Source organism: Paraburkholderia sp. BL23I1N1 (assembly GCF_003610295.1).
In the GTDB taxonomy this organism is placed as follows: domain Bacteria; phylum Pseudomonadota; class Gammaproteobacteria; order Burkholderiales; family Burkholderiaceae; genus Paraburkholderia.
In genome coordinates this window covers 2,413,432-2,435,269 of the sequence record NZ_RAPV01000001.1, presented here as the reverse complement: position 1 = coordinate 2,435,269, position 21,838 = coordinate 2,413,432, and the positions used below count along the sequence as shown (strand labels likewise).

18 protein-coding genes are annotated in these 21,838 nt (G+C 63.1%); 8 read left to right on the top strand and 10 right to left on the bottom strand.

The window, feature by feature from the left end; translation table 11 throughout:
* Positions 1-12 precede the first annotated feature (12 nt).
* From kdgR to kduI, 3 genes are all read right to left on the bottom strand, one after another.
* A complete protein-coding gene (gene kdgR, locus B0G76_RS11485; RefSeq protein ID WP_120296319.1) occupies positions 13-888 on the bottom strand; it encodes a DNA-binding transcriptional regulator KdgR in 876 nt (291 codons plus the stop codon).
* Between the two features lie 121 nt (positions 889-1,009).
* On the bottom strand, positions 1,010-1,765 hold the full coding sequence (gene kduD, locus B0G76_RS11480) for a 2-dehydro-3-deoxy-D-gluconate 5-dehydrogenase KduD (RefSeq protein ID WP_120292196.1): 756 nt from the start codon (positions 1,763-1,765) through the stop codon (positions 1,010-1,012).
* Positions 1,766-1,838: 73 nt separating this feature from the next.
* A complete protein-coding gene (gene kduI, locus B0G76_RS11475) occupies positions 1,839-2,675 on the bottom strand; it encodes a 5-dehydro-4-deoxy-D-glucuronate isomerase (RefSeq protein WP_120292194.1) in 837 nt (278 codons plus the stop codon).
* 303 nt (positions 2,676-2,978) lie between these two features.
* Between kduI and kdgT the strand changes: the two genes are divergently transcribed.
* A complete protein-coding gene (kdgT, locus tag B0G76_RS11470) occupies positions 2,979-3,998 on the top strand; it encodes a 2-keto-3-deoxygluconate transporter (protein WP_120292192.1) in 1,020 nt (339 codons plus the stop codon).
* A gap of 64 nt (positions 3,999-4,062) precedes the next feature.
* Here kdgT and B0G76_RS11465 read toward each other — a convergent pair whose 3' ends face one another.
* Together B0G76_RS11465 and B0G76_RS11460 are read right to left on the bottom strand one after the other, a co-directional pair.
* A complete protein-coding gene (locus B0G76_RS11465; protein WP_120292190.1) occupies positions 4,063-4,662 on the bottom strand; it encodes a GNAT family N-acetyltransferase in 600 nt (199 codons plus the stop codon).
* An 89-nt stretch (positions 4,663-4,751) separates the two neighbouring features.
* On the bottom strand, positions 4,752-6,197 hold the full coding sequence (locus B0G76_RS11460; protein ID WP_120292188.1) for an NAD-dependent succinate-semialdehyde dehydrogenase: 1,446 nt from the start codon (positions 6,195-6,197) through the stop codon (positions 4,752-4,754).
* 310 nt (positions 6,198-6,507) lie between these two features.
* Here B0G76_RS11460 and B0G76_RS11455 point away from each other — a divergent pair, with 310 nt between their 5' ends.
* The 4 genes from B0G76_RS11455 to B0G76_RS11440 all read left to right on the top strand — a co-directional run bounded on the left by B0G76_RS11455 (position 6,508) and on the right by B0G76_RS11440 (position 10,857).
* Positions 6,508-6,711, top strand: coding sequence for a cold-shock protein (locus B0G76_RS11455; RefSeq protein ID WP_007181784.1), 204 nt, complete (start codon positions 6,508-6,510; stop codon positions 6,709-6,711).
* A gap of 383 nt (positions 6,712-7,094) precedes the next feature.
* Positions 7,095-8,516, top strand: a complete 1,422-nt coding sequence (gene hpnJ, locus B0G76_RS11450; RefSeq protein ID WP_120292186.1) for a hopanoid biosynthesis associated radical SAM protein HpnJ — start codon at positions 7,095-7,097, stop codon at positions 8,514-8,516.
* Complete coding sequence (gene hpnI / locus B0G76_RS11445; protein WP_120292184.1) at positions 8,513-9,697, top strand: bacteriohopanetetrol glucosamine biosynthesis glycosyltransferase HpnI; 1,185 nt, start codon at positions 8,513-8,515, stop codon at positions 9,695-9,697. The genes hpnJ and hpnI (B0G76_RS11445) overlap by 4 nt, the downstream gene beginning before the upstream one ends.
* Positions 9,698-9,822: 125 nt before the next feature.
* Positions 9,823-10,857 carry a flippase-like domain-containing protein gene (locus B0G76_RS11440; protein ID WP_120292182.1) on the top strand — a complete coding sequence of 345 codons (1,035 nt, stop codon included), beginning with the start codon at positions 9,823-9,825 and terminating at the stop codon, positions 10,855-10,857.
* A gap of 84 nt (positions 10,858-10,941) precedes the next feature.
* Here the strand turns inward: B0G76_RS11440 and B0G76_RS11435 are convergent, their stop codons facing one another.
* Complete coding sequence (locus B0G76_RS11435; RefSeq protein WP_409076711.1) at positions 10,942-12,357, bottom strand: ATP-binding protein; 1,416 nt, start codon at positions 12,355-12,357, stop codon at positions 10,942-10,944.
* The gene (locus B0G76_RS11430) at positions 12,357-13,016 is read right to left on the bottom strand and encodes a response regulator transcription factor (RefSeq protein WP_120292180.1); all 660 of its coding nucleotides are present in this window, start codon (positions 13,014-13,016) and stop codon (positions 12,357-12,359) included. Before B0G76_RS11430 ends, B0G76_RS11435 begins: the two co-directional genes overlap by 1 nt.
* A gap of 91 nt (positions 13,017-13,107) precedes the next feature.
* Here B0G76_RS11430 and B0G76_RS44545 point away from each other — a divergent pair, with 91 nt between their 5' ends.
* The 3 genes from B0G76_RS44545 to hpnK are packed head-to-tail and all read left to right on the top strand — an operon-like array spanning position 13,108 to position 15,790.
* Positions 13,108-13,710, top strand: a complete 603-nt coding sequence (locus tag B0G76_RS44545; RefSeq protein WP_310793933.1) for a hypothetical protein — start codon at positions 13,108-13,110, stop codon at positions 13,708-13,710.
* A gap of 12 nt (positions 13,711-13,722) precedes the next feature.
* A complete protein-coding gene (hpnI, locus tag B0G76_RS11420; RefSeq protein ID WP_120292178.1) occupies positions 13,723-14,976 on the top strand; it encodes a bacteriohopanetetrol glucosamine biosynthesis glycosyltransferase HpnI in 1,254 nt (417 codons plus the stop codon).
* A complete protein-coding gene (gene hpnK / locus B0G76_RS11415) occupies positions 14,966-15,790 on the top strand; it encodes a hopanoid biosynthesis-associated protein HpnK (protein ID WP_120292176.1) in 825 nt (274 codons plus the stop codon). The genes hpnI (B0G76_RS11420) and hpnK overlap by 11 nt, the downstream gene beginning before the upstream one ends.
* A 375-nt stretch (positions 15,791-16,165) precedes the next feature.
* Here the strand turns inward: hpnK and B0G76_RS11410 are convergent, their stop codons facing one another.
* Genes B0G76_RS11410 through B0G76_RS11400 form a run of 3 tightly spaced genes read right to left on the bottom strand, consistent with a single transcriptional unit; the run spans position 16,166 to position 21,820 of the window.
* The gene (locus B0G76_RS11410; protein WP_120292174.1) at positions 16,166-19,216 is read right to left on the bottom strand and encodes an efflux RND transporter permease subunit; all 3,051 of its coding nucleotides are present in this window, start codon (positions 19,214-19,216) and stop codon (positions 16,166-16,168) included.
* Positions 19,213-20,340, bottom strand: a complete 1,128-nt coding sequence (locus B0G76_RS11405; protein WP_120292172.1) for an efflux RND transporter periplasmic adaptor subunit — start codon at positions 20,338-20,340, stop codon at positions 19,213-19,215. Before B0G76_RS11405 ends, B0G76_RS11410 begins: the two co-directional genes overlap by 4 nt.
* The gene (locus B0G76_RS11400) at positions 20,330-21,820 is read right to left on the bottom strand and encodes a TolC family protein (protein WP_259460552.1); all 1,491 of its coding nucleotides are present in this window, start codon (positions 21,818-21,820) and stop codon (positions 20,330-20,332) included. Before B0G76_RS11400 ends, B0G76_RS11405 begins: the two co-directional genes overlap by 11 nt.
* Positions 21,821-21,838: the final 18 nt, after the last annotated feature.

Below are 21,838 nucleotides of genomic sequence, written 5' to 3'. Positions count from 1 at the left end.
TGCGTTTGCAGCTCACCCTTCGATCGCTGTCTGCTCCGGCGCCGTCGCTTCGCGATAGCCGAGCTGCGTCGAGATCGCGAGCCCCGACTGCTTGAGTAGCGCGACGTAGTGCGATTTCGTGTCGGCGCCGCAGCGCATCGTCGGAAACGAAATGGACAGGCCGGCGATCACACGACCGAAGCGGTCGAACACCGGCACCGCGAGACACCGCAGGCCGTCTTCCTGTTCCTCGTTGTCCTCGCCGTAGCCTTGTTCGCGCACGCGCGGCAGGATGCTGAGCACCGCGTCGGCGGAGGCGAGCGTCTTTTGCGTCGACTTGCGAAATTCCACGTGTGAGAGGACTTCGCGCGCCTCGGCCGGGTCCATCCACGCGAGCAGCACTTTGCCGATTGCCGTGCTGTGCAGTGGATTGCGGCGGCCGATTCGCGACTGCATGCGCAGCCCGTAGTCGGCGTCGATCTTGTGGATGTAGATGATGGCGTCTTCGTCGAACGCGCCGAGGTGGACCGCTTCGCGCGTGGCCTGGCCGATGCGGCGCATCTCGACGTCGGCTTCGCGCACCAGATCGACGCTTTCCAGTGCTTTCGCACCGAGTTCGAACAGGCGGATGGTCAACCGGTAGCGCTCGGTTTCGATTTCCTGCGTGACGTAGCCGAGCGCTTTCAGCGTCTGGATCACGCGGTGTACGGTGGTCTTCGACAGACCGAGCCGCTGCGACAGTTCGCTGATGCCGATCTCTCCGCTGTCGCCGATCGCGCCGAGAATCGCGAAGACCCTGCCGATCGATGACACCGATTCGCCTTTCTCATTGGCCATGCCGCCCGTGCTGTCCACTTCTTGCCCGTGTACGGTGTCGTCGCCCCTGTGCTGCTTGCCCATTGCTGCCATTTCCGTCATTCCCTGTTGATGCCAAACCGATCACAACGCGATCTCAGCCCGATGCTAACCGCCGCTCAGCGCCGAGAGCATACCGCGCTCCACGAGCCGTGTGACCTTTGATGCTGTCACGCTAGCGCGCCAGCCAGCCGCCGTCTACTGCAAGCGTATGGCCATGCACGTAGTCCGACGCGGACGAAGCGAGGAATACGACCGGTCCCGCGAGGTCCTCGGGCGTACCCCAGCGGCCTGCCGGAATGCGGCTGAGAATTTCATCGTTGCGCTGCGTGTCGCCGCGCAGCGCTGCCGTGTTCGCCGTCGCCATGTAGCCCGGCGCGATCGCGTTCACGTTGATGCCGTGCCCGGCCCATTCGTTCGCGAGCAACCGCGTGAGACCTAGCACGCCGCTTTTCGACGCCGTATAGGACGCCACGCGTATGCCGCCTTGAAACGACAGCATCGACGCGACGTTGACGATTTTGCCGCGGCTTTGCTGCTTCACGAACTGCCGCGCCACGGCCTGCGAAAGAAAGAAGACGCTCTTCAGATTGACGTCCATGACGGCGTCCCAATCGTCTTCGCTGAAGTCGAACGCGTCCTCGCGCCGGATGATGCCCGCGTTGTTCACGAGCACGTCGACGCGGCCGAATGCTTCGATTGCGGCGCGCACGATGTCGTCGACCGGGGCGATCGAGGCGAGGTCGGCGCGCACATCCGCGAAACGCCGGCCGGCCGCTTTGACGTGCGCGGGCGTATCGCCGGCATCCGCGCGGCTCACGCCGGCGATGTCGCAGCCCGCCGTGGCGAGCGCGATGGCCATGCCGGCACCGAGACCCGTGTTGCTGCCGGTGACGATGGCGACCTTGCCGGTCAGATCGAAGGTGTTCACAGTGCGTAGGTCCCTATGGTGCGTTCAATGCCTGTCATGCCGGTGATATTCGGAGTGCTCAGCATGCTTCGTGTTACCGCAGGTCGCGCACTGCAATGTGATCCATATCGCTGAACACCTGGTTCTCGCCGACCATGCCCCAGATGAAGGTATAGGCGCGCGTGCCGACGCCCGAGTGAATCGACCAGCTCGGCGAGATGACGGCCTGTTCGTTGTGCACGAGGATGTGCCGCGTTTCGTTCGGCTCGCCCAGCATGTGGAAGACGGCCGCGTCGTCGGCGATGTTGAAATAGAAATACACCTCCATGCGGCGCTCGTGCGTGTGGCACGGCATCGTGTTCCATAGACTGCCCGGTTCGAGCTTGGTCATACCCATCGAGAGCTGGCAGGTGGGCAGCACCTCGGGAACGATGAACTTGTAGATGGTGCGGCGGTTGCTCGTGGCGGGGTCGCCGAGTGTTTCGGGCGATGCCTGCGCGAGCGAGATCGTGCGGGTGGGATGCGACTCGTGCGCGGGCGCGCAGTTCAGGTAGAACTTCGCGGGGCGCGCAGCGTCGTCGCTGCCGAACGCGACGGCCTGCGCACCCTTGCCGATGTAGATGGCTTCCTCATTGCGCACGGTGTGGCGCGTGCCGTTCACGTCGACCCAGCCGTCGCCGCCGATGTTGATCGCGCCGAGCTCGCGGCGCTCCAGCAAATAGTTGACGCCGATTGCCCGGCCAAGCGAGGCGGGCAGTTCGACCGCGCGCGTGGCCGGCCACACCCCGCCCACCATGATGCGATCGATGTGGCTGTAGGTGAATTGAAGCGCGTCGCGTTCGAACACCTGCTCGACGAGAAACTGCTTGCGCAATCCCGCGGTATCCAGCGTCTTTGCGTACTCGCTGTTGATGCTCTGTCTCACTTCCATTGTTCGTTTCTCCGATCGGATTGGGCGCCTTGCCGTGCCGTATGGCAGCGCCGGTCTGGTCTCGACTGTAGCGCAGAATTCTTGATTTGGAACGCCGGTCCGAAATTATTGTGCTGCCACATCAAGAGTGGCAAAGATTGCAAGTGAGTCCCGGGTAAACGATAGGCCGGAATGCTATTAAAATCGGAACGTCGTTCCTATCTCGGTGCTATATTGCGCCGAAAGGGAGTCGCCCGGCGCAAGAACGGGACATCACCCCGGGTGATTCACCCGACAACTGGACGCAAAGTCCACGGAGGAGGCATGAAGCTCAAGAAGGCCATCGACCGCATTCCAGGCGGCCTGATGCTGGTGCCGTTGCTGATCGGCGCCTGCGTTCACACGTTTGCACCGGGTGGAGGAAAATATCTCGGCTCGTTCACGAATGGATTGATCACCGGCACCGTGCCGATTCTCGCGGTGTGGTTCTTCTGCATGGGCGCGACGATCGACCTGCGGGCGACGGGCACCGTGTTGCGCAAGTCGGGCACGTTGCTCGTGACCAAAATGCTGGTGGCATGGGTCGCGACGCTCGTCGCTTCGCACTTTATTCCGATCGACGGCGTCAAGGCAGGGCTGTTTGCCGGCCTCTCCGTGCTCGCGATCACAACGTCGATGGACATGACCAATGGCGGTCTCTATGCCGCGGTGATGCAGCAATATGGCAGCAAGGAGGAGGCGGGCGCGTTCGTCCTGATGTCGATCGAATCGGGGCCGCTCGTCAGCATGATCATTCTCGGCGCGACCGGCGTGGCCTTCTTCGAGCCGCGGCTTTTCGTCGGCGCGGTGCTGCCGTTCCTGATCGGTTTTGCGCTGGGTAACCTGGATAGCGAGTTGCGCGAGTTCTTTGGCCGTTGCGTGCATCCGCTGATTCCGTTCTTCGGCTTCGCGCTCGGCAACGGTATCGACCTGAACGTGATCGTCACGAGCGGCTTGCCGGGCATCGTGCTGGGCCTCGGGGTGATCGTCGTGACGGGTATTCCGCTGATTCTCGCGGACCGCTGGATCGCGGGCGGCAATGGAGCCGCGGGGTTGGCGGCTTCGTCGACGGCGGGGGCCGCGGTGGCGAACCCGGCGATCATCGGCGAAATGATTCCGCGCTTCAAGCCGCTGGTGCCGGCGGCGACGGCGATGGTCGCGACGGCTTGTCTCGTGACCGCCGTCCTTGTGCCGATTCTCACCGCGCTATGGGTGCGCCGGCATCAGGCGCGGGACGCGTTGCTTGAGGAGTTTGAGGCGGCGACGACGCCACCGCCGCTGGGTGAGCGGGACGTGCATGTTTGACGGGGCAATGGGGCGGCTGGTTTTCGCCTGAACGCGGAGTGAAGTGAATCGCTTGGGGCAGGCTTTACCGCCCCAGCTTCCTCTCCAACATCGCCTTCACCTCCGCCCACTCTTCATCAATGATGCTAAAGCGCACCGAATTGCGCTTACGCCCGTCCGGCATGATCCGTTCGTGCCGGACAATCCCTTCCTGTTTCGCGCCGATCCGCAGAATCGCCGCTCTTGATTTCTCGTTGAGTTCGTCCGTCGTGAACTGTACGCGCACGCACTGCATCGCTTCGAACGCATGACTGAGCAGCAGGTACTTTGCCTCGGTATTCACCGCCGAGCGTTGCACCGACTCGCTCAACCACGTGTGCCCAATTTCCAGCTTCCGGTTCACCCGGTCGATCTTCCAGAACCGTGTGCTGCCGACAATCGCCCCGGTATCGGGCCTCACAATCACGAACGGCATCACCGTGCCGGCCGCGCGTCCGTCGAGCGCGGTTGCAATATAGCTGCCGATGGTTTCCGGCCCCGGCACTACCGTCAGCTTCATGTTCCATAACTGACCGTCCGCGGCGGCGTCGAGCAGACCCTGCGCGTGTTCCTGCTGAAGCGGCTGGAGTTCAACGGTGTGTCCGGTCAGCGTGGGTTGCAGGGGGCTGGAGGAGGTGTCGTTCATGATGAAGCGGCATTCGTTGCAAGAAAAAAGGTCCGCGAACGAGCGTTCGCGGACCCGCTACGACATCGCAGAAAGCGTCTAAAAAGACCTTAGACCGCCATCACCGAAACCGCCTTAGTGACCAGATAGCCTTCCATGGCTTCCGGTCCGCCTTCCGAACCGTAGCCCGAATCCTTCACGCCGCCAAACGGCATTTCCGGCGAAGGTGTAGCAGGCTGGTTGATCCACAGCATGCCGACTTCCATCTGTTGCGACAGGACATGCACGTTGCGGAACGATTTCGTGAACGCATAACCGGCGAGACCAAACGGCAGGCGATTCGCCTCGGCGATCGCTTCTTCGAGCGTGTCGAAACCGCGGATCGCGGCGATCGGGCCGAACGGTTCGTTGTTGAACACGTCCGCTTCGAGCGACACGTTGGTCAGCACGGTCGGCGCGAAGAAGTTGCCTTCCGAGCCCACGCGTTCGCCGCCCGTCTCGACCTTGGCGCCGGTCTTGCGTGCGTCGTCGAGCACCTTGCTCATTGCGCTCAGACGGCGCGCATTGGCGAGAGGCCCCAACGTTGTGCCTTCGGCCAGACCGTCGCCGAGCTTGAGACCTTCAGCGTGCTTGACGAGCGCCGCCGCGAATTCCTCGCGGATGCTGTTGTGTACCAGAAAGCGTGTCGGCGAAATGCAGACCTGGCCGGCATTGCGGAACTTCGCGCCGCCGGCGGCTTTGACGGCCAGCGCCACGTCGGCGTCTTCGGCCACGATGACCGGCGCATGACCGCCCAGTTCCATCGTTGCGCGCTTCATATGGGCGCCCGCCAACGCGGCCAGTTGCTTGCCGACCGGCGTCGAACCGGTAAACGTGACCTTGCGGATCACCGGATGCGGAATCAGGTAGCTGGAAATCTCCGCCGGGTCGCCGAACACGAGGCCGACCGTACCGGCCGGCACGCCGGCTTCAACGAACGCCTGCAGCAGCGCCGCCGGCGACGCCGGGGTTTCTTCCGGCGCCTTCACGAGGAACGAGCAGCCGCACGCGAGCGCGGCGCTCAGCTTGCGCACGACCTGGTTGACCGGGAAATTCCACGGCGTGAACGCGGCCACCGGGCCGATCGGTTCCTTGAGTACGGTTTGCTGTGCGGCGAGGTTGCGCGACGGCACGATCCGGCCGTAGACGCGGCGGCCTTCGTCGGCGAACCATTCGATGATGTCCGCCGCGGACAGCACTTCGACGCGCGCCTCGGCGAACGGCTTACCCTGTTCCTGGGTCATCAGGCGGGCGATGTCGGACGCACGCTCGCGCACCAGCGCGGCGGCCTTGCGCATGGTGGTGGCGCGTTCGTTGGCCGGAACCTTGCGCCAGGCTTCGAAGCCGCGCTGCGCGGCGGCCAGCGCCCGGTCCAGATCCGGGATGCCGGCATGGGCTACCTTGCCGATCGCCTGGCCGGTGGCGGGATTGATGACGTCGAGGGTTTTGCCGCTGGCGGCGTCGCACCACTCGCCGTTGATCAGAAGTCGGGTATCGGTATAGCTCGAGGTGGCCATGCTGGGTTCCTGTAAGTGGGAAAACGATAGGTCGCGCGGCTGGAAATGCTGGCCTGAACCTGCGCGGCCAAGGATGGACTGCCGATAGCAATTATCTTATCCGATTGCGCGCGATCGCATTGGAGGCGTGCCCGCGAGTGGTGCGCGGCACGGACTTTGCTGCCCGGGTTGCCGCTGCGGGAAGCGCCTGCATCGGCACCGTACCTGAGCGGCGCCGCGCAAACAGGCGTAAAGTCAAGCGGCAGTCGCAGAAACCGTCAAAAGACGGCGAACGCAACCCGATCAACCAAGATGCAAACGAGGAATCGACATGCCGACCGGTACAGTGAAGTGGTTCAATGATGCAAAGGGCTTTGGCTTTATTACACCGGACGACGGTGGCGAGGATCTGTTTGCTCATTTCTCGGAAATTCGCAGCGAAGGTTTCAAATCGCTGCAGGAAAACCAGAAGGTAAGCTTCGAAATCAAGCAGGGACCGAAGGGCAAGCAGGCCGCGGATATCAAGCCAGTGTGACAGCAGTGGCCGGTCCGCACGCGCAGATGTGCAGGTGTGCGGACCGGCAGAATCTTTCGCGCTGCGCCGACGCTTCATCCAGTTTCGGTGCGTGAAGCGCGAGTCTGACCCGGCCGGGCAGGACGTGCCGCGCGGCGATGTGCAGCGGCGCGTCAAATGTCACGGTTTTCGTGTATAAACTACGGAAGCGCAAGCGGGGCGAATCCCGGTATTAACCATTTAGAACAGCGCGGACCAGCGTATTTTTCTTAAGGTTTCCTTCAGCTTTGCTCCGTAGTATTTGCGCGATTCCCTGTGCCCGCGTGCATTCCGCGTGGGCAATAGTTCCGATAGTTTTCTGACAGAAAACTGAAAGCGCCGATCAAAGGCTTGCTGGAGCATTCATGAAAACCCTGTTCTTGCAGGCGCCGTCGTACGACGGCTTCGACGGTGGCGCGGGCTCGCGCTACCAGGCCAAGCGTGAAGTGCGCTCGTTCTGGTATCCGACGTGGCTTGCACAGCCCGCCGCACTCGTCCCCGATAGCCGTGTACTCGACGCCCCCGCCGACGGCCTGTCCGTCGAAGCATCGCTCGATATAGCGCAGCAATACGACCTGGTGGTGATCCACACCAGCACGCCGTCCTTCCCCACCGACGCCCTGTTCGCCGAAGACCTGAAGAAGCGCAAGCCTTCGGTGCTGGTTGGCATGGTCGGCGCGAAGGTCGCGGTCGATCCGCACAATTCGCTAACCGCGAGTGAAGCGATCGATTTCGTTTGCCGCGAAGAATTCGATTTCACCTGCCAGGAAGTTGCCGAAGGCAAGCCGTTCGCCGGCATCAAAGGCCTGAGCTACCGCGCCGCCGACGGCTCGATCGAACACAACGAAGCGCGCCCGATCCTGGAGAACATGGACGAGCTGCCGTTCGTCGCGCCCGTCTACAAGCGCGATCTGACGATCGACAACTACTTCATCGGCTACCTGAAGCACCCGTACGTGTCGATCTACACGGGCCGCGGCTGCCGCTCGAAATGCACGTTCTGCCTGTGGCCGCAAACGGTGGGCGGGCATCGCTACCGCACGCGTTCGACCGAGAACGTGCTCGAAGAAGTGAAGTGGATTCGCGACAACATGCCTGAAGTCAAGGAGATCATGTTCGACGACGACACCTTCACCGACTTCAAGCCGCGCGTCGAGGAAATCGCCCGCGGCCTCGGCGAGCTCGGCGTGACGTGGTCGTGCAACGCGAAGGCGAACGTGCCGTACGCCACGCTCAAGATCATGAAGGAAAACGGCCTGCGCCTGCTGCTGGTGGGCTACGAGTCGGGCGACGACCAGATTCTGCTGAACATCAAGAAGGGTCTGCGCACGGATATCGCGCGGCGTTTCAGCGAAGATTGCCGCAAGCTCGGCATCAAGATCCACGGCACCTTCATTCTTGGGCTACCCGGCGAGACGCAGGACACGATCCAGAAGACCATTGAGTATGCGAAGGAAATCAATCCGCATACGATCCAGGTGTCGCTCGCCGCGCCGTACCCCGGCACGACGCTCTACAACCAGGCGGTCGAGAACGGTTGGCTGGAAGAGAACAAGGTCATCAACCTCGTCAGCAAGTCAGGCGTGCAGCTCGCGGCGATCGGCTATCCGCATCTGTCGCGCGACGAGATCTACCACCAGCTTGAGAACTTCTATAAGCGCTTCTATTTCCGTCCGTCGAAGATCTGGGAAATTCTGCGTGAGATGCTCACGAGCTGGGACATGATGAAACGGCGCCTGCGTGAAGGCGTCGAATTCTTCCGCTTCCTGCGCGCCCACCAAGCGTGAGCGCCATGCATCTGCTCGCCGTCACGCTTGCCTATGCGTGTGCGGCGGGTGCGATTTTCGGCATCGCCTACACCGTGCTGGCGGGCGCGCTGATCGGCCGGTTCTTCGCGAGAGCGGTGTCCGAGCCGACCAGTTTTCCGCCAGTCACGATCGTCAAACCGTTACACGGCAACGAGTGGGCGTTGCTCGCGAATTTGTCGAGCTTCTGTCAGCAAGACTATCCGGGCCCCGTGCAATTCCTGTTTGGCGTGCACGATTCGGCCGACCCCGCCTTGCAAACCGTCGAAGATCTGCGGCGGCTGCATCCGGAAGCGGACATCACCGTGGTCGCCGACGCGCGCCTGTACGGTCCTAACCGCAAGATCAGCAACATTCTCAATATGCTCCCGCGAGCCCAGCACGACCTGCTGGTGTTCGCCGACAGCGACGTGAGCGTCGGGCCGGATTATCTGCGCAACGTGATCGGCGAATTGCAGAAGCCCGGTGTCGGTCTCGTCACCTGCGTGTATCGCGGCACGCCCGATCCCGGTTTCTGGCCGCGCATGTCGGCCAAGGCCACCAACTACCAATTCCTGCCGGGCGTAGTGACGGGGCTCGCGCTCGGTCTCGCGCGCCCTTGCTTTGGGCAGAGCATCGCGATGCGACGCGACACCCTCGAAAAAATCGGCGGGTTCACACCGTTCGTCAAGCATCTGGCCGAGGATCATGCGATCGGCGAAGCCGTGCGCATGATCGGCGAGAAGGTGGTGATTCCGCCGTTCACGATCTCCCATGCCTGCGTGGAATCGAGCGCGACGCAACTGATCGCGCACGAACTGCGCTGGAGCCGCACAATTCGCAGCATCGATCCGTTGGGTCATCTCGGCTCGGCGCTGATTCATCCTCTGGCTTTCGCACTGCTCGCGATTGCCTTCTCGGGTGGCGCGCCGTGGTCGTGGCCGCTCGCACTGGTTGCCGTCTGCGCCCGGCTCGTGCTGAAATTGCTGTCCGATCGCGCGTTGCAGCAGGCACGTCGTGACCTGTGGCTTTTGCCGTTATGGGATATCGTATCGTTTGCGATTTTTGTGGCGAGCTACTGGTCCTCGCGCGTGATCTGGCGCGGTTTCAGTTTCAAGGTGGATGGCGACGGCCTGTTGTCGGCCGTGCAGGACGGAATGACGGATGAACAGCAGGTTGGGTAAGCAATGACGCGTGGGTATCTGGATGAGGGTGGCGAGGACAAAGTGGTGTGCCTGAAGTATGCACTGAGGTATGCACTGAGGTATGCACCGAGGCATGCACTGAAGCGCGCGCCAAAGGTGGCCGGATGATGAAGCATCTCGGCCGCATCGCCGCGCTTGCCGGCTTGCTGGTGTCGCTGTGGCTCGTCTGGCAGGACAATCCCGGCGCCGTGCTCGACGCACTGCGCGCGGCAGGCGCCGGCCTCGTTCTGGCGGCGCTCGCGCACGTGCTGCCGATGATCGCCAATGCCTGCGACTGGCGCTCGCTGATTCGCGGCGCGAACCGGCCCAGCGTGGCCAATATGCTGCATCTCGTCTGGGTGCGCGAATCCGTCAATAGCATGTTGCCGGTGGCGCGTATCGGCGGCGAGGTTGTGTCGTTCCGGATGCTCAAGCGCTGGGGCGTGCGGCCGTCTACGGCGGTCGGCAGCATCATTGTCGATATGCAGCTCACGGTGATCAGCCAGTTGCTGTTCACAATGGTTGGCATCGGTTTTCTGTTCGCGCATGCGCACTCCGACACGCTGCGGCTCGCCGGGCAACTGGCGTGGGGCGTGGTGGTGCTGACGCCGCTGCTGGTGCTGTTCGCACTCGTGCAGCATGCGAACCCGTTCGAGCGCATCACGCGCGTGCTCAATCGCATGACGAGCGGCAAGCTCGCGACGCTCGTCGGACAATCGGCGCAGATCGACCAGGCCATCAAGCTGATCTGGCGCCGCCGCGGCGTGGTGCTGCGCTACCTGTTCTTCTGGCAGCCGCTGCAGTGCTTCCTGACCTCGCTCGAAATCTGGCTCGCGCTGTACTTTCTCGGCGTTCACGTCACGCTGGTCGAAGCGGTGGTGATCGAATCGCTGATCCAGGCGATCAGCAGCGCGGCGTTCTTCGTGCCGGGCGGTCTGGGTGTGCAGGAAGGCGGATTCATTCTGATCGGCGGCGCGTTGGGCCTCGATCCTTCCATCTGCCTCGCGCTTGCCGGCGCGCGGCGCATTCGTGATCTGCTGATGTTCGTGCCCGGACTCATTGCGTGGCAGTTTGCCGAGTCGTCGAATCGCGAGCCGAGGCGGGCGGACATGGCGAACATGGCAGAGCGGACGGCCGTGAGCGAAGCCAGCCAGCGCTAGGTCCCTTCGCCGTCAGACCCGACGATGCCCTCCGCGGCAGCTTGGCCGATACCATCCATCAGCAACCCACCCCCGGCATCATCCTTAGTCCGCTCCCGCATATGCGGGAAACGACACTTTCACCGCCAGGCCGTGCTCGCCGATACCCGCGCCCAGATGCAGGCTCGCGCCGAAATGCTCGGCGATTCGCGCGACGATCGAGAGACCCAGTCCGCTGCCGGTCGCCTGATTGCCGGTTGCGCGGAAAAACCGGTGGGTGAGGCGTGTGAGATCGCTCGGCGCGACGCCGGGGCCGTCGTCGCGCACGGTGAGCTGCACCCGGCCGACTTCATACTGCACGGCCACTTCGACATTGCCGCCGGCGTGTCCGTACTTGATTGCGTTATCGAGCAGATTGTCGAGCAGGATGCCGATCAGCACGGGCTCCGCGTTGATCTCGGCGCGCATGTCGCCGGTCAGTGTGACGTGAATGTTCTTCTGCTGCGCGTTACGTTCGTTGGCAAGCAGCGCGTCTTTCGCCACCGCCGCGGGTCTGAGCGGCGCGGTGGAGAGTTTCTCGTGCACATCCAGACGCGCGAGCAGCAGCAACTGCTCCGCGAGCCGCGCGCTGCGATCGACGCCTTGCACCACGCGCTCCATGGCGACACGCTGCAACGCCGTGTTCGGTTCGGCCAGTGCGACTTGCGCCTGCACCTTGATGGCGGCAAGCGGCGTCTTCAGTTCATGGGCGGCGTCGGCGGTGAACGCGCGTTCGCGCTCGATGGAGTTCCGCAAGCGCGACAGCACCAGATTGATCGCGTCGACGAGCGGCCGCACCTCGGTCGGCGCCCGCCCGATGTCGACAGGTTCCAGCCGGTTGATGTCGCGCGCGCGAATAGCGCCCGAGAGCACCTTCAGCGGCACGAGGCTCCAACCGATGCTGAACCACACCAGCAGTGCCAGCACCGGCAGCGCGAGGAGCGTGGGGCGGGCGATCCGGCTCGCGACGCCGCTCACCAGATCGCTGCGCGTGTTGGCCGGTTCGAACACGCGCACCGTGTGGCCGAGCGTGGTATCGCGCAAGGTGAACGTGTGCCACACCTGGCCGCCGAGCGTCATGGTTTGCGCGCCGCTGGCGGTCGGCACGGGCAGGTCCCACGCGTGCAGCGTGCGCAATTGCGGACTGCCCGCCAGCACGTCACCGTTCGCGCCGCGTACCTGGAATAGGGCGTCGCGCGGCAAGGAATCGTCGTCGTCGCTGTCGTTCGCGCCGGGTTCGCCGCCTTTTTCTTCTTCGCGCACGTCGATGCGCGCATTGGCCAGCGTGGTCAGATTGCGCTCGTCAAGCAGCGCGAGTATTTGCGCGAGCTCAGCCAGGCGCGCCTGCTCCCATTCGCTGACTTCACGGGTGGCCTGACGATAACTCGAGATCAGCGCGATGCCCCAGATCAACGCGATGCTGGTCAGGATCAGCAGCATCAGGCGGCGGCGTATCGACGCCCGGCGAATCGATGCCGGCATTAAGCCTTCTCCACCACGTAGCCGATATTGCGCACGGTTCTGATCAGCTTGGCGCCGAGCTTTTTGCGCAGGTTGGACACGTGGACCTCGATGGCATTGCTCTCGATTTCTTCCTGCCATCCATACAAACTTTCTTCAAGTCGCGAGCGCGATTGGGGAATGCCCTGATTGGTCAGCAATTGCATCAGGATCGCCCATTCACGCGAGGTGAGCGGCACGCGCGTATTGCCCACCTCGACGGTTTGCGCGGCGGGATTGACCGTCAGATCCTGATAGCGGATCACCTCGACGCTGCGCCCTTGCGCGCGGCGCAGCAGTGCCCGGCAACGGGCAACCAGTTCGGTCAGGTCGAAGGGCTTGCCGAGGTAGTCGTCGGCGCCGGCTTCGAGGCCGCCGACGCGGTCCACCACCGTGCCTCTTGCGGTCAGCACCAGCACCGGCACGTCCTTGCCGGCGTCGCGCAGCCGTTTCAGCAGTTCCATGCCGGATACCCGGGGTAGGCCGAGATCGAGCAACACTAGCGCATAGGCTGTAGTATCGAGTGCAAGACTGGCCTTATGGCCGTCGCGTGCCCAATCGACCGTGAAACCGGCTTGACGCAGTCCCGCTTCGATGCCGCAGCCGATCAGGTCGTCGTCTTCTACGAGGAGTACGCGCATGGCGAGAGATTCCGTTCGATGTTTATTGCATAGCGGCGGTCGTTTTTAAGTAAGCGCCGAACCGCATATCCGAAGTGTAACGATCATGCTCATGACACGCTTTATACCTCTTTCTTCCTTAAGGTTTCCTTCAGTTAAAATCGCTACCATCGCCCGTGAATTGATTACTGTCGGGTGGCTTGATATGGCCGCGCGACACTACGTCGAGTTGTTAGGTAATCGCAACTTAATCGTAAGCACATCGATCGAACGTATGGCCGGAGCTTCTGTCGGCGCTTTCGCCAGCGCTTCTGCTGGCGTTTTCACCGGCGCGTTTGCCGGCGTGCGTTTCTTCAGGCCACGAGATCACGCCATGAAGCCAGTCACCATCGACATGCTGCGAGCCCATCTGATGGCGGCTTCGCTCACTGCCATGGGTACCGAAGTGCTCGCGTTGCTGGCACTGCTGTTCATGCCGGTTTCCCAGCGGGTCTTCAGCTCCGCCAGCTTTCAGCTCCTCGTGCTTGCGCTGATTGCGAGTGGTGTCCTCGTGATGCGCCAGTTCGCGCACACCGCATTCGACCTTGCCATTCAGGGCCGCCACGCAACGGCGGCCGGCCGACCCGTGTTGATCGAAGCGGATTGTCCACGGCGCTGGTTCGTCGTTCTTCATCTGCGCTTTACGGGCAGACCGTTCGTGCTGGCTGGGCACTGACGGACGCAGGCGATGACAGCGCACGTATTGACAGCATACCAATGGGTCCTGCTAGCCGGCTGCATGTCGGCGTCGCTCTATGCGATGGTGGCAGCAGTGGCGATGCCGTTCTTCGCGGTGCGCCGCGGAGCGCGCGCGAGTGCGGCCGCGCAGGTTTCGCATCCTCTACCGCCTTTTGCGGCAGTCGGCGTCAGCGTGCTCAAGCCGCTGTGCGGCGCCGAGCCGCGCCTCTATGAGAACCTCAGAACCTTCTGCGATCAGCGCCACGGGCATTTCCAGCTGGTGCTAGGCGTATCTTCACCGGACGATCCCGCCATTGCCGTGGTGCGCCGTCTGCAGGCCGCCTATCCGATGCACGACATCGAGCTCGCGATCGACACGCGCGTGCATGGCAGCAATCTCAAGGTCAGCAATCTGATCAACATGGCGGGGCGGGCGCGTCATGACGTGATCGTGATTGCGGATAGCGATATCGCGGTCGAGGCCGACTATCTCGACACCGTGGCGGCGCCGCTCGCCGATCCGCGTGTGGGGGTGGTGACCTGCCTCTATGTGGCGCAAGGCGTGGGCGGTTTCTGGCCGCGGTTCGGTGCGCTGTTTATCAACGAGTGGTTCGCTCCGTCGGTGCGTGTCGCGCATGCGGCCGGGTCGCGCCGCTTCGGTTTCGGCGCGACGCTCGCATTGCGCCGCGCGACGCTCGAGCGCATCGGCGGTTTCGAAGCCTTGAAAAACTGTCTCGCGGATGATTACTGGCTTGCCGAACACGTGCGCGCCCTGGGGCTCCGCACGGTACTTTCGCGCGTGATGGTGGCCACCGACGTGATCGAGCCGACTTTTTCGGCCTTGTGGCAGCGCGAGACGCGTTGGCTGCGCACGATCCGCTCGGTGAACCCGCTTGGCTTTGCGTTTCTGTTCATTACCTTCCCGACGCCGTGGCTTCTGGTCGGCGCGTGGCTCACCGCGCGCCTCGCGAATGGTCCGTTCGACGGTCTGCACTTGTGGGCGGCGCTGGCGAGCGGCGTCGGCACCGCGGCCGGTTTAGCGGCGCGCTTGCTGCTGCATCTGCGTTCCGCGCGTCATGAACGCACTTTCTGGCGCGACTTGCCGCTCGTGCCATTGCGCGACACCTTGCTGGCCTTCCAATGGCTCACGGGCGCGTTCGGTTCGCACGTGGTGTGGCGTGGCGCACGCGTGCCGGTGGAGACTTCTGCGTCGAGCACGCACGGTGCGTCGTTGCGTGTGATGGAGACGTCGGATGGCGGTTAAGCCACGTGGGCTGATCGTCACGGCCGACGATTTCGGTTTGCATCCGCGGGTGAATCTGGCGGTCGAGCAGGCTCACCGGCATGGCGTGTTGACGGCTGCGAGTTTGATGATCGGCGCGCCTGCCGCGGACGATGCGGTGGCGCGCGCTCGCGAGCTTCCGGCGTTGCGAGTCGGACTGCATCTGGTGCTGGCTGATGGCGACGCGGTCACGCCGCGCGACGGGATTTCCGCATTGGTCAACGAGCATGGCCGTTTCGGCGACAACATGGTGCGCGACGGGGTGCGGTTTTTCTTTTTGCCGCATGTTCGCAAACAGCTGGCGCGCGAGATCCGCGCGCAGTTCGAGGCTTTTGCGAGGACAGGGTTGACGCTCGATCATGTCAACACGCACAAACATTTCCATTTGCATCCGACGGTGCTGGGATTGATTCTGGAGATTGGCCGCGAGTATGGGATGCGGGCGATGCGCTTGCCGTTCGAGGTTAGCGCGCCGTTCTGGTTGCGGCCGTGGATTTCACGGGTGCGGGCGAAGTTGGACCGGGCTGGGATCGTGCACAACGATTATGTTGTTGGGATTGCTAATAGTGGGCGGATGGATGAGGCTGTGTGGCTTGCCGCGCTTGCCGATTTGCCTCAGGGGGTGGGGGAGATTTATTGTCATCCTGCTTTTGCCGGTGATCGGATTTTGAGTGATGGGATGCGGGATTATCGGCATGTTGAGGAGTTGCAGGCGCTTTTGTCGCCGAGGGTGGCTGATGCGATTCGGGGGTTGGGGGCGAGGGTGGGGGGATTTGGGGATGTATTGAAGGGGTGATGGTTTTTTTGCCTGCGCGGCGCTTTGTTTGTTTGCCTCTGGTGTTGGTCTTTCCTTGATCTGGAATCTTTGGCCTTTCCTTGCTTTGTTAGTGGTCTATTCGCGTTGCCCCTGTGCGGGGCGGCACCTACTTTTCTTTGCCTGCCGCAAAGAAAAGTAGGCAAAAGAAAGCGGCTCAAACCGCTAGCTTATAAGCGGGTCCCCCGCGCAGCCACGTTAGTGGTGCATCTGGAATCTGTGTTCTCGCACGGCCGGCAAAGAGAAGTGAGTGCCGCCCCGCACAGGGGCAACGCGAATAGACCACTAACAAAGCAAGGAAAGGCCACCGCCCCAGGCATACAAAAAAAGCGCCGCTCAGGCAAAAAACCGAAAATATCAAATAGCCTGCTTCTTCATCAACAACTTCAAAACCACCGGCAACAACAACAACACCAACGGCAACTGCACAATCAACCCGGAAATAATGGCAACCGCCAAAGGCTGCTGCATAGCCGACCCCTGCCCAAGGGCAAACGCCAACGGCAGTAATGCCAAAATCGCTGCAATCGTCGTCATGGCGATCGGCCGCAACCGATTCCGCCCAGCCTCCATCAAAGCCTCCTCAAACTCCACACCTTCATCCCGAATCAACCCCTGCAACTCCGAGACATAAAAAATCGCCACCTCGGTCACGATACCGATAATCATCGTCATCCCCATCATCGCGGAGATGTTCAACTCGATACCGGTAATCCACAAGCCAATAAACACCGCACCCGATGCCAGCAACGGCATCGCCATCACCGCCAGCGCAACCCGAAAGCGTTCGTACAGAAACAGCAACAACCCAAACACCAACGCAATCGCGGCGCCGAACACAGTCAACAAGCCCTTGAAGGCAATCTGCTGCTGCTGGTACAAGCCACCCAACTCGTAATACACGCCGCTCGGCAACAAGCTCTTGTCGCTCAACGCACGCTGCACATCGGCGATCGTCGAACCCAGATCGCGGCCATCGATTCGCGCCGTCACCGCCACCATCCGCTTGAGATTGTCGCGGCTGATCTCCGGCTGGCCCGTCACCTTCACCTGATCGGCAACACGATTCAACGCGAACAGATGGCCGTCCGGCGCGCGAATCTGCAACTGCCCGAGTTGCGTATCGGTCAGCTTCAAGGCGCCGGCCACACGCACCCGCACGCCCACCGTCTTCGGGCCGGTCTGGAACTGCGTCGCCACGTTGCCTTCCACCATGTCGGACACGGCCTGCGCAATCGACTGCGGGTCCATCCCCTCAGCCGCCGCAGCCTCCGGCCGGATGTGCAATTCGAGTGCGTCGCCCGCCGGGTTGATGCCGTCGTTGACATCCACCACGCCCTGAATCTTGCCGATCTGCGCCGCGACCTTGCGTGCGGTCGTGTCGAGCGTGGTCTGATCGTCGGAATAGATCTTGATCTGGACCGGCTGCGGCACCGCAGTCAAGTCGCCAATCAGGTCCTCCATCAACTGCGCGAGCTCGATACTCACGCCGGGCACCTGCGTCTCGACCTTCGAACGGATCTCTTCCATCACCGTTCCGATCGGCTCGCGGCCAGTCGACTTCAACCGCACAAAGAAGTCACCCTTGTTAGGCTCGTTCAGATCGCCGCCGAGACCGGCGCCGGTGCGGCGCGAGTAAGTCGCGACATTCGGATTCGCGCGGATGATGCCCTCGATCTGCTTCATCAGCCGGTCCGTTTCGGTCACGGAGGTGCCCGGATCGGTGTGATAGTCGAGCACGAATCCACCTTCGTCCATGCTCGGCATGAAGCCGCTGCCCACCCGCGTGAAGGCGAACGCGGCCACTACGATCAGCGGCAGTAGTCCAAGCAGCACGAGAACCGGGCGTGCCGTTACGCGTTCGATCAGAGCGCTGTAACGCCGGTTCATCCATGAGGCGAAGCGGGTTTCCTTGTGCTCTTCGGCGTCTTGAGGCGTCAGCCAACGGTCGCACAGAATCGGCACCGCGAGCCACGTGACGAGAAACGAAATGAACAGGGCGCTGGCCATGGTCACCGAGAGCGCCTTGAAGAACGCGCCCGTCACGCCCGAGAGAAACGCGAGCGGCACGAAAATGATCAGCGTCGCCGCCGACGACCCGGCAAGCGGACGCGTGAATTCGAGCGCCGCCGCCATCACGCGGCCATGAAACTTGTGCGCGCCGCCTTCGCGCATGCGTCGCACGATATGTTCGATCATCACGATCGCGTCGTCGATCACGAGGCCGACGGCGGCGGCCATCCCGCCGAGCGTCATGATGTTGAACCCCATGCCGAACACGTCGAGCAGCAGGATCGTCGCGGCCATCACAACGGGCACCAGCGCGACCGCAATCGCAGTGATTTTCCAGTTGCGCAGGAAGGCAAACAACGTGAATGCCGCGAGTACCACGCCGATCATGATCGCGTCGCGCACGCTGCTCGCCGAAGCGATCACCAGTTCGCTCTGGTCGTACCAGTTCGAAAGATGCACGCCTGCCGGCATCTGATGCTGGAAGTCGGCGAGCTTCGCGCGGATCGCCTTGGCCATCGCCACGCTGTTCGCGCCTGGCTGCTGGAAAACGTTGAGCAGCACGGCGTCCTGGCCGTCGGCGGTGACGCGCATCCATTGCGGCACGACCCCCTGATGGACGGTCGCGATGTCCCCGAGACGGATTTGCGTCGCACCGTTGGCCGACACCACCACGTTGCGCAGTTCGTCGAGTTGCGTGATCGTGGTGTTGGCAATCACGAGATACAACTTGTAGTGATCCTCGATACGGCCGGTGGCCATCAGCACGTTGCTTGCGCCGATCGCCTTCGACACGTCCGAGAGCGAGACCTTGTAGGCGGCGAGGCGCGCCGGATCGATCGCAACTTCAAATTCGTCCTGCGCGCCGCCGGTCACTTCGACGCGCGCCACGCCTTCCACGGACGACAGCAAAGGCCGCATCTGGAACTGCGCAAGATCGTGCAGCGCCGAGAGCGACTGCTGTTTCGACGTCAGGCTATACGCGAGCACCGGGAACACGGTCGGGTCCATGCGCCGCACCTGCATGGAGGTGCCTTGCGGAAGCGTCGCGAGGATCTCGCTGATCGCCGACTGAGCCTGCAACGTGGCTTGCGCCATGTCGGTGCCCCAGTCGAAATTGATCGAGATTTCCGCCGCTCCGCGGCTCGTGGTCGATTCGACATCGCGTACGTTCGGCACGCGGCGCAGCGCCTCTTCGACCGGCATCGTGACAAGCGTGGCCATCTGTTCGGCGGGGCGGTCGCCCGCGTCGAGCGCGACGACGGCGCGCGGAAAAGCGACGTTCGGGAACAGCGAGATCGGCAGGCGAAACGCGGTCAGTGCGCCTGCGATCGCCAGCAACGCAATCACGAACAGCAGCGAGCGCCGGTGCTTCTGCATCCATTGACCGAAATTCATCGCGGCGCGCCTCCCGCAGTCCGCACCGTCATGCCGTCCTTCAATTCATAGTTGCCGCTGACGACGAGACCCAGGGCGCCGTCGATCGGGCCGTCCACGCCGTAGCGGTCGCCGTTCTCGACCTGCGTGACCACGGCTACGCGGTGTGCCTTGTTTTGCTGCGTAATCTGGAACACGTACGCGCCGTTGTCGTCTTTCAGCACGGCGGCACGCGGCACGACCCAATGCGTGCCGCTGCGCGTCGCGATATCGGCGCTGACACGCGTGCCTGGAATGAACGCACTCTGTCCGAGCGGGACGTTCGCGCCGATATTGACGAGCTGGCTTTGCTGATCGACCGATGCCCCGACCAGCACCACATGACCGTCCACCGCAGCCTTCGCGAGGGAGGTGGACAGGCCGTGCAGCGTGACCGTGTCGCCGGTATGGATAGCGGACACGTCCGACGGTTCGACGCCGAGCGTCACGTTCGCGCGCGCATCGCGGCCGTTGCCGCCGGCCAGTTGCAGGATCGCGGCGCCGGGCTGCACCTGATCGCCCTGTGCCGCCGATACCTGTAAAACCACGCCGTCGATCGGTGCCGCGATGACCTTGTTGCCGTTCACGACTCCCGCCTGGTTCTGCGCGGCGAGCGCCTGCTGCGCATCTTCGGCGGCCTTGCGGGCGGTGGCGAGTTGCGATTGCGTGGCGAGTCCTTTGTCGTACAGCGATTGCGTGCCCACGAGTTCGCCTTGCGCCAGCGTCACTGCGCTCTTTGCCTGGGTGGCGGCAAGCACGGCGGCAGGGTCGGCTTGCACGACGAATAGCGGCGTGCCGCGCGTGACGCTTTGGCCGGCCTGCACGCGCATCTGCACGATGCGCGCGAGGTACGGCAGATTGACCGTGGTCAGGCTCGACGCGGACGCCGCGACGATGCCATACGCCCGGACCGGTTGCGCGATCACCGCACGCTGCACCCGTACGGTTTGCACGGATACGACGGACTGGTCGGCTGCATCGTCGCCAGCGGAGGCGCCGGCTGCACCCGCAGGGAGAACGGCTGTGCTGATAAGCGCGACGCAGGCAAGGGAAATCGCATAAGAAGCGATGCGCGGCCGCCGCGCCGACAGTGGGTTATTTCGCATGAGTTTCGGTGAAGGTCTGAGCGGAGGTGAAGGCGTCGGGGATCGCGCTGCCCAGCAGCGCCTGCATGCCGACACGTTGTTCGGCGAGCGATTCGCGCAGCGTGGCGACGTCGATATGTTTGGTGAGCGCGGCGCTTTCCGCATCGGCGTACGCGCCGAGCACGAGATTGTGCTGCGCGTAGGCTGCAGCCGCGTGCCGCGCGGCAAGGTCGACCTCGGGCAGCGCGAGCTCGGTCTGCTGCAACTGCCGCGCGAGAATCACGCTGTCCGCGCGCATATGGGCGACATCGGCATAAGCCTGATTCAGGCGCGACTGATATTCGTCGCGCAGGCGCTGGCGGGTCGCTTTTTCGATCGCGACGTTGCCCTGGTTGCGGTTGAAGATCGGCAGGCTCAGATTGATCTGGAAGCCGCTGGTGTAAATGTTCGAGGTGTCTCGCGCGCGCACGAAGCCCACCGAAAGACTCGGGAACTGGCTGAGAATCGCGGCGCGGTATTTCTGCTCCTGCGCTTCATAGCCCGCTTGCAGCGCGATCAGGTCCGGGCGGCGCTGGGCGAGTTTGGCCAGTGCTGCATCGAGCGTTGCGTCGGGCAGGCCGGCCGTGTCCTCGCTGCCGGTGAGGTGCAACTGAACTTCGGGCGAGAGGCCAAGCAGCGCATTCAGATCGTGATGAGTCTGTTCCGCGGCCCGCTCGGCGTCGGTGTATTGCTTGCGTGCGTCGCTGTATGCGGTGAGCGCGGCGGTCAGTGTGTCGTCGGTCAGATTGCCGTCGCGGCGCGCTTCGGCCATGCGCTCGTAGCGCGTGCGCGCGAGGTCGCGCTGGTGTTGCAGCAGCGGTAGCGTGTCCTGCTGGAAGCGTGTCTTGATGAACAACTGCCGCGCCTGGGCGACGATCTGCCATTCCTGCCACAACAGGCCGAGATCGGTTTTGGCGACCGTCGCGTCGGCGGACTGTTTGTTCGCGCTGCGCAGCACGATCGCCATCACGTCGATGCTCAGACCGTAATTGAATGCACGCGTGGCGCCTGCCGCGCCCGGGTAATCGCTCGACACACTCAGTTGCGGGTCGGGCAACAGGCCGGCGGAGTAAGCCTGTGCCCGGGCGATGCCGAGATCGTCGCGAGCCAGCTTCAGGTCAGGATTGTTCGCCACGGCCAGCATCGCGACTTCGTCGATATCGAGCCCGTCGGACGGATCGAAACGATGCGCGGCCAGTTCGGGCAACGGCATGGTCGATGGATCAATCTGGATGCGTTCGAGCGAGTGCGCGGAGGTCGACGTATCTTGCGGTGCGAGCGGCTCGCGGTGATACCACGTACATCCGCCGAGCAGCATCGCGCAGACGGGCACGAGTACGCGCCACCGGGCTGACGGCGCAGTCGCCGATCTAGCCGCAAGCGCGGCGCTCTGGCCAGCCGGTCGCCTCGCTGCCGAGGCGGCCGCAGAAATAGCCGTAGTGGCGGCGTTGAAAACGGGCAAAATCCGGCTCCTGAACAA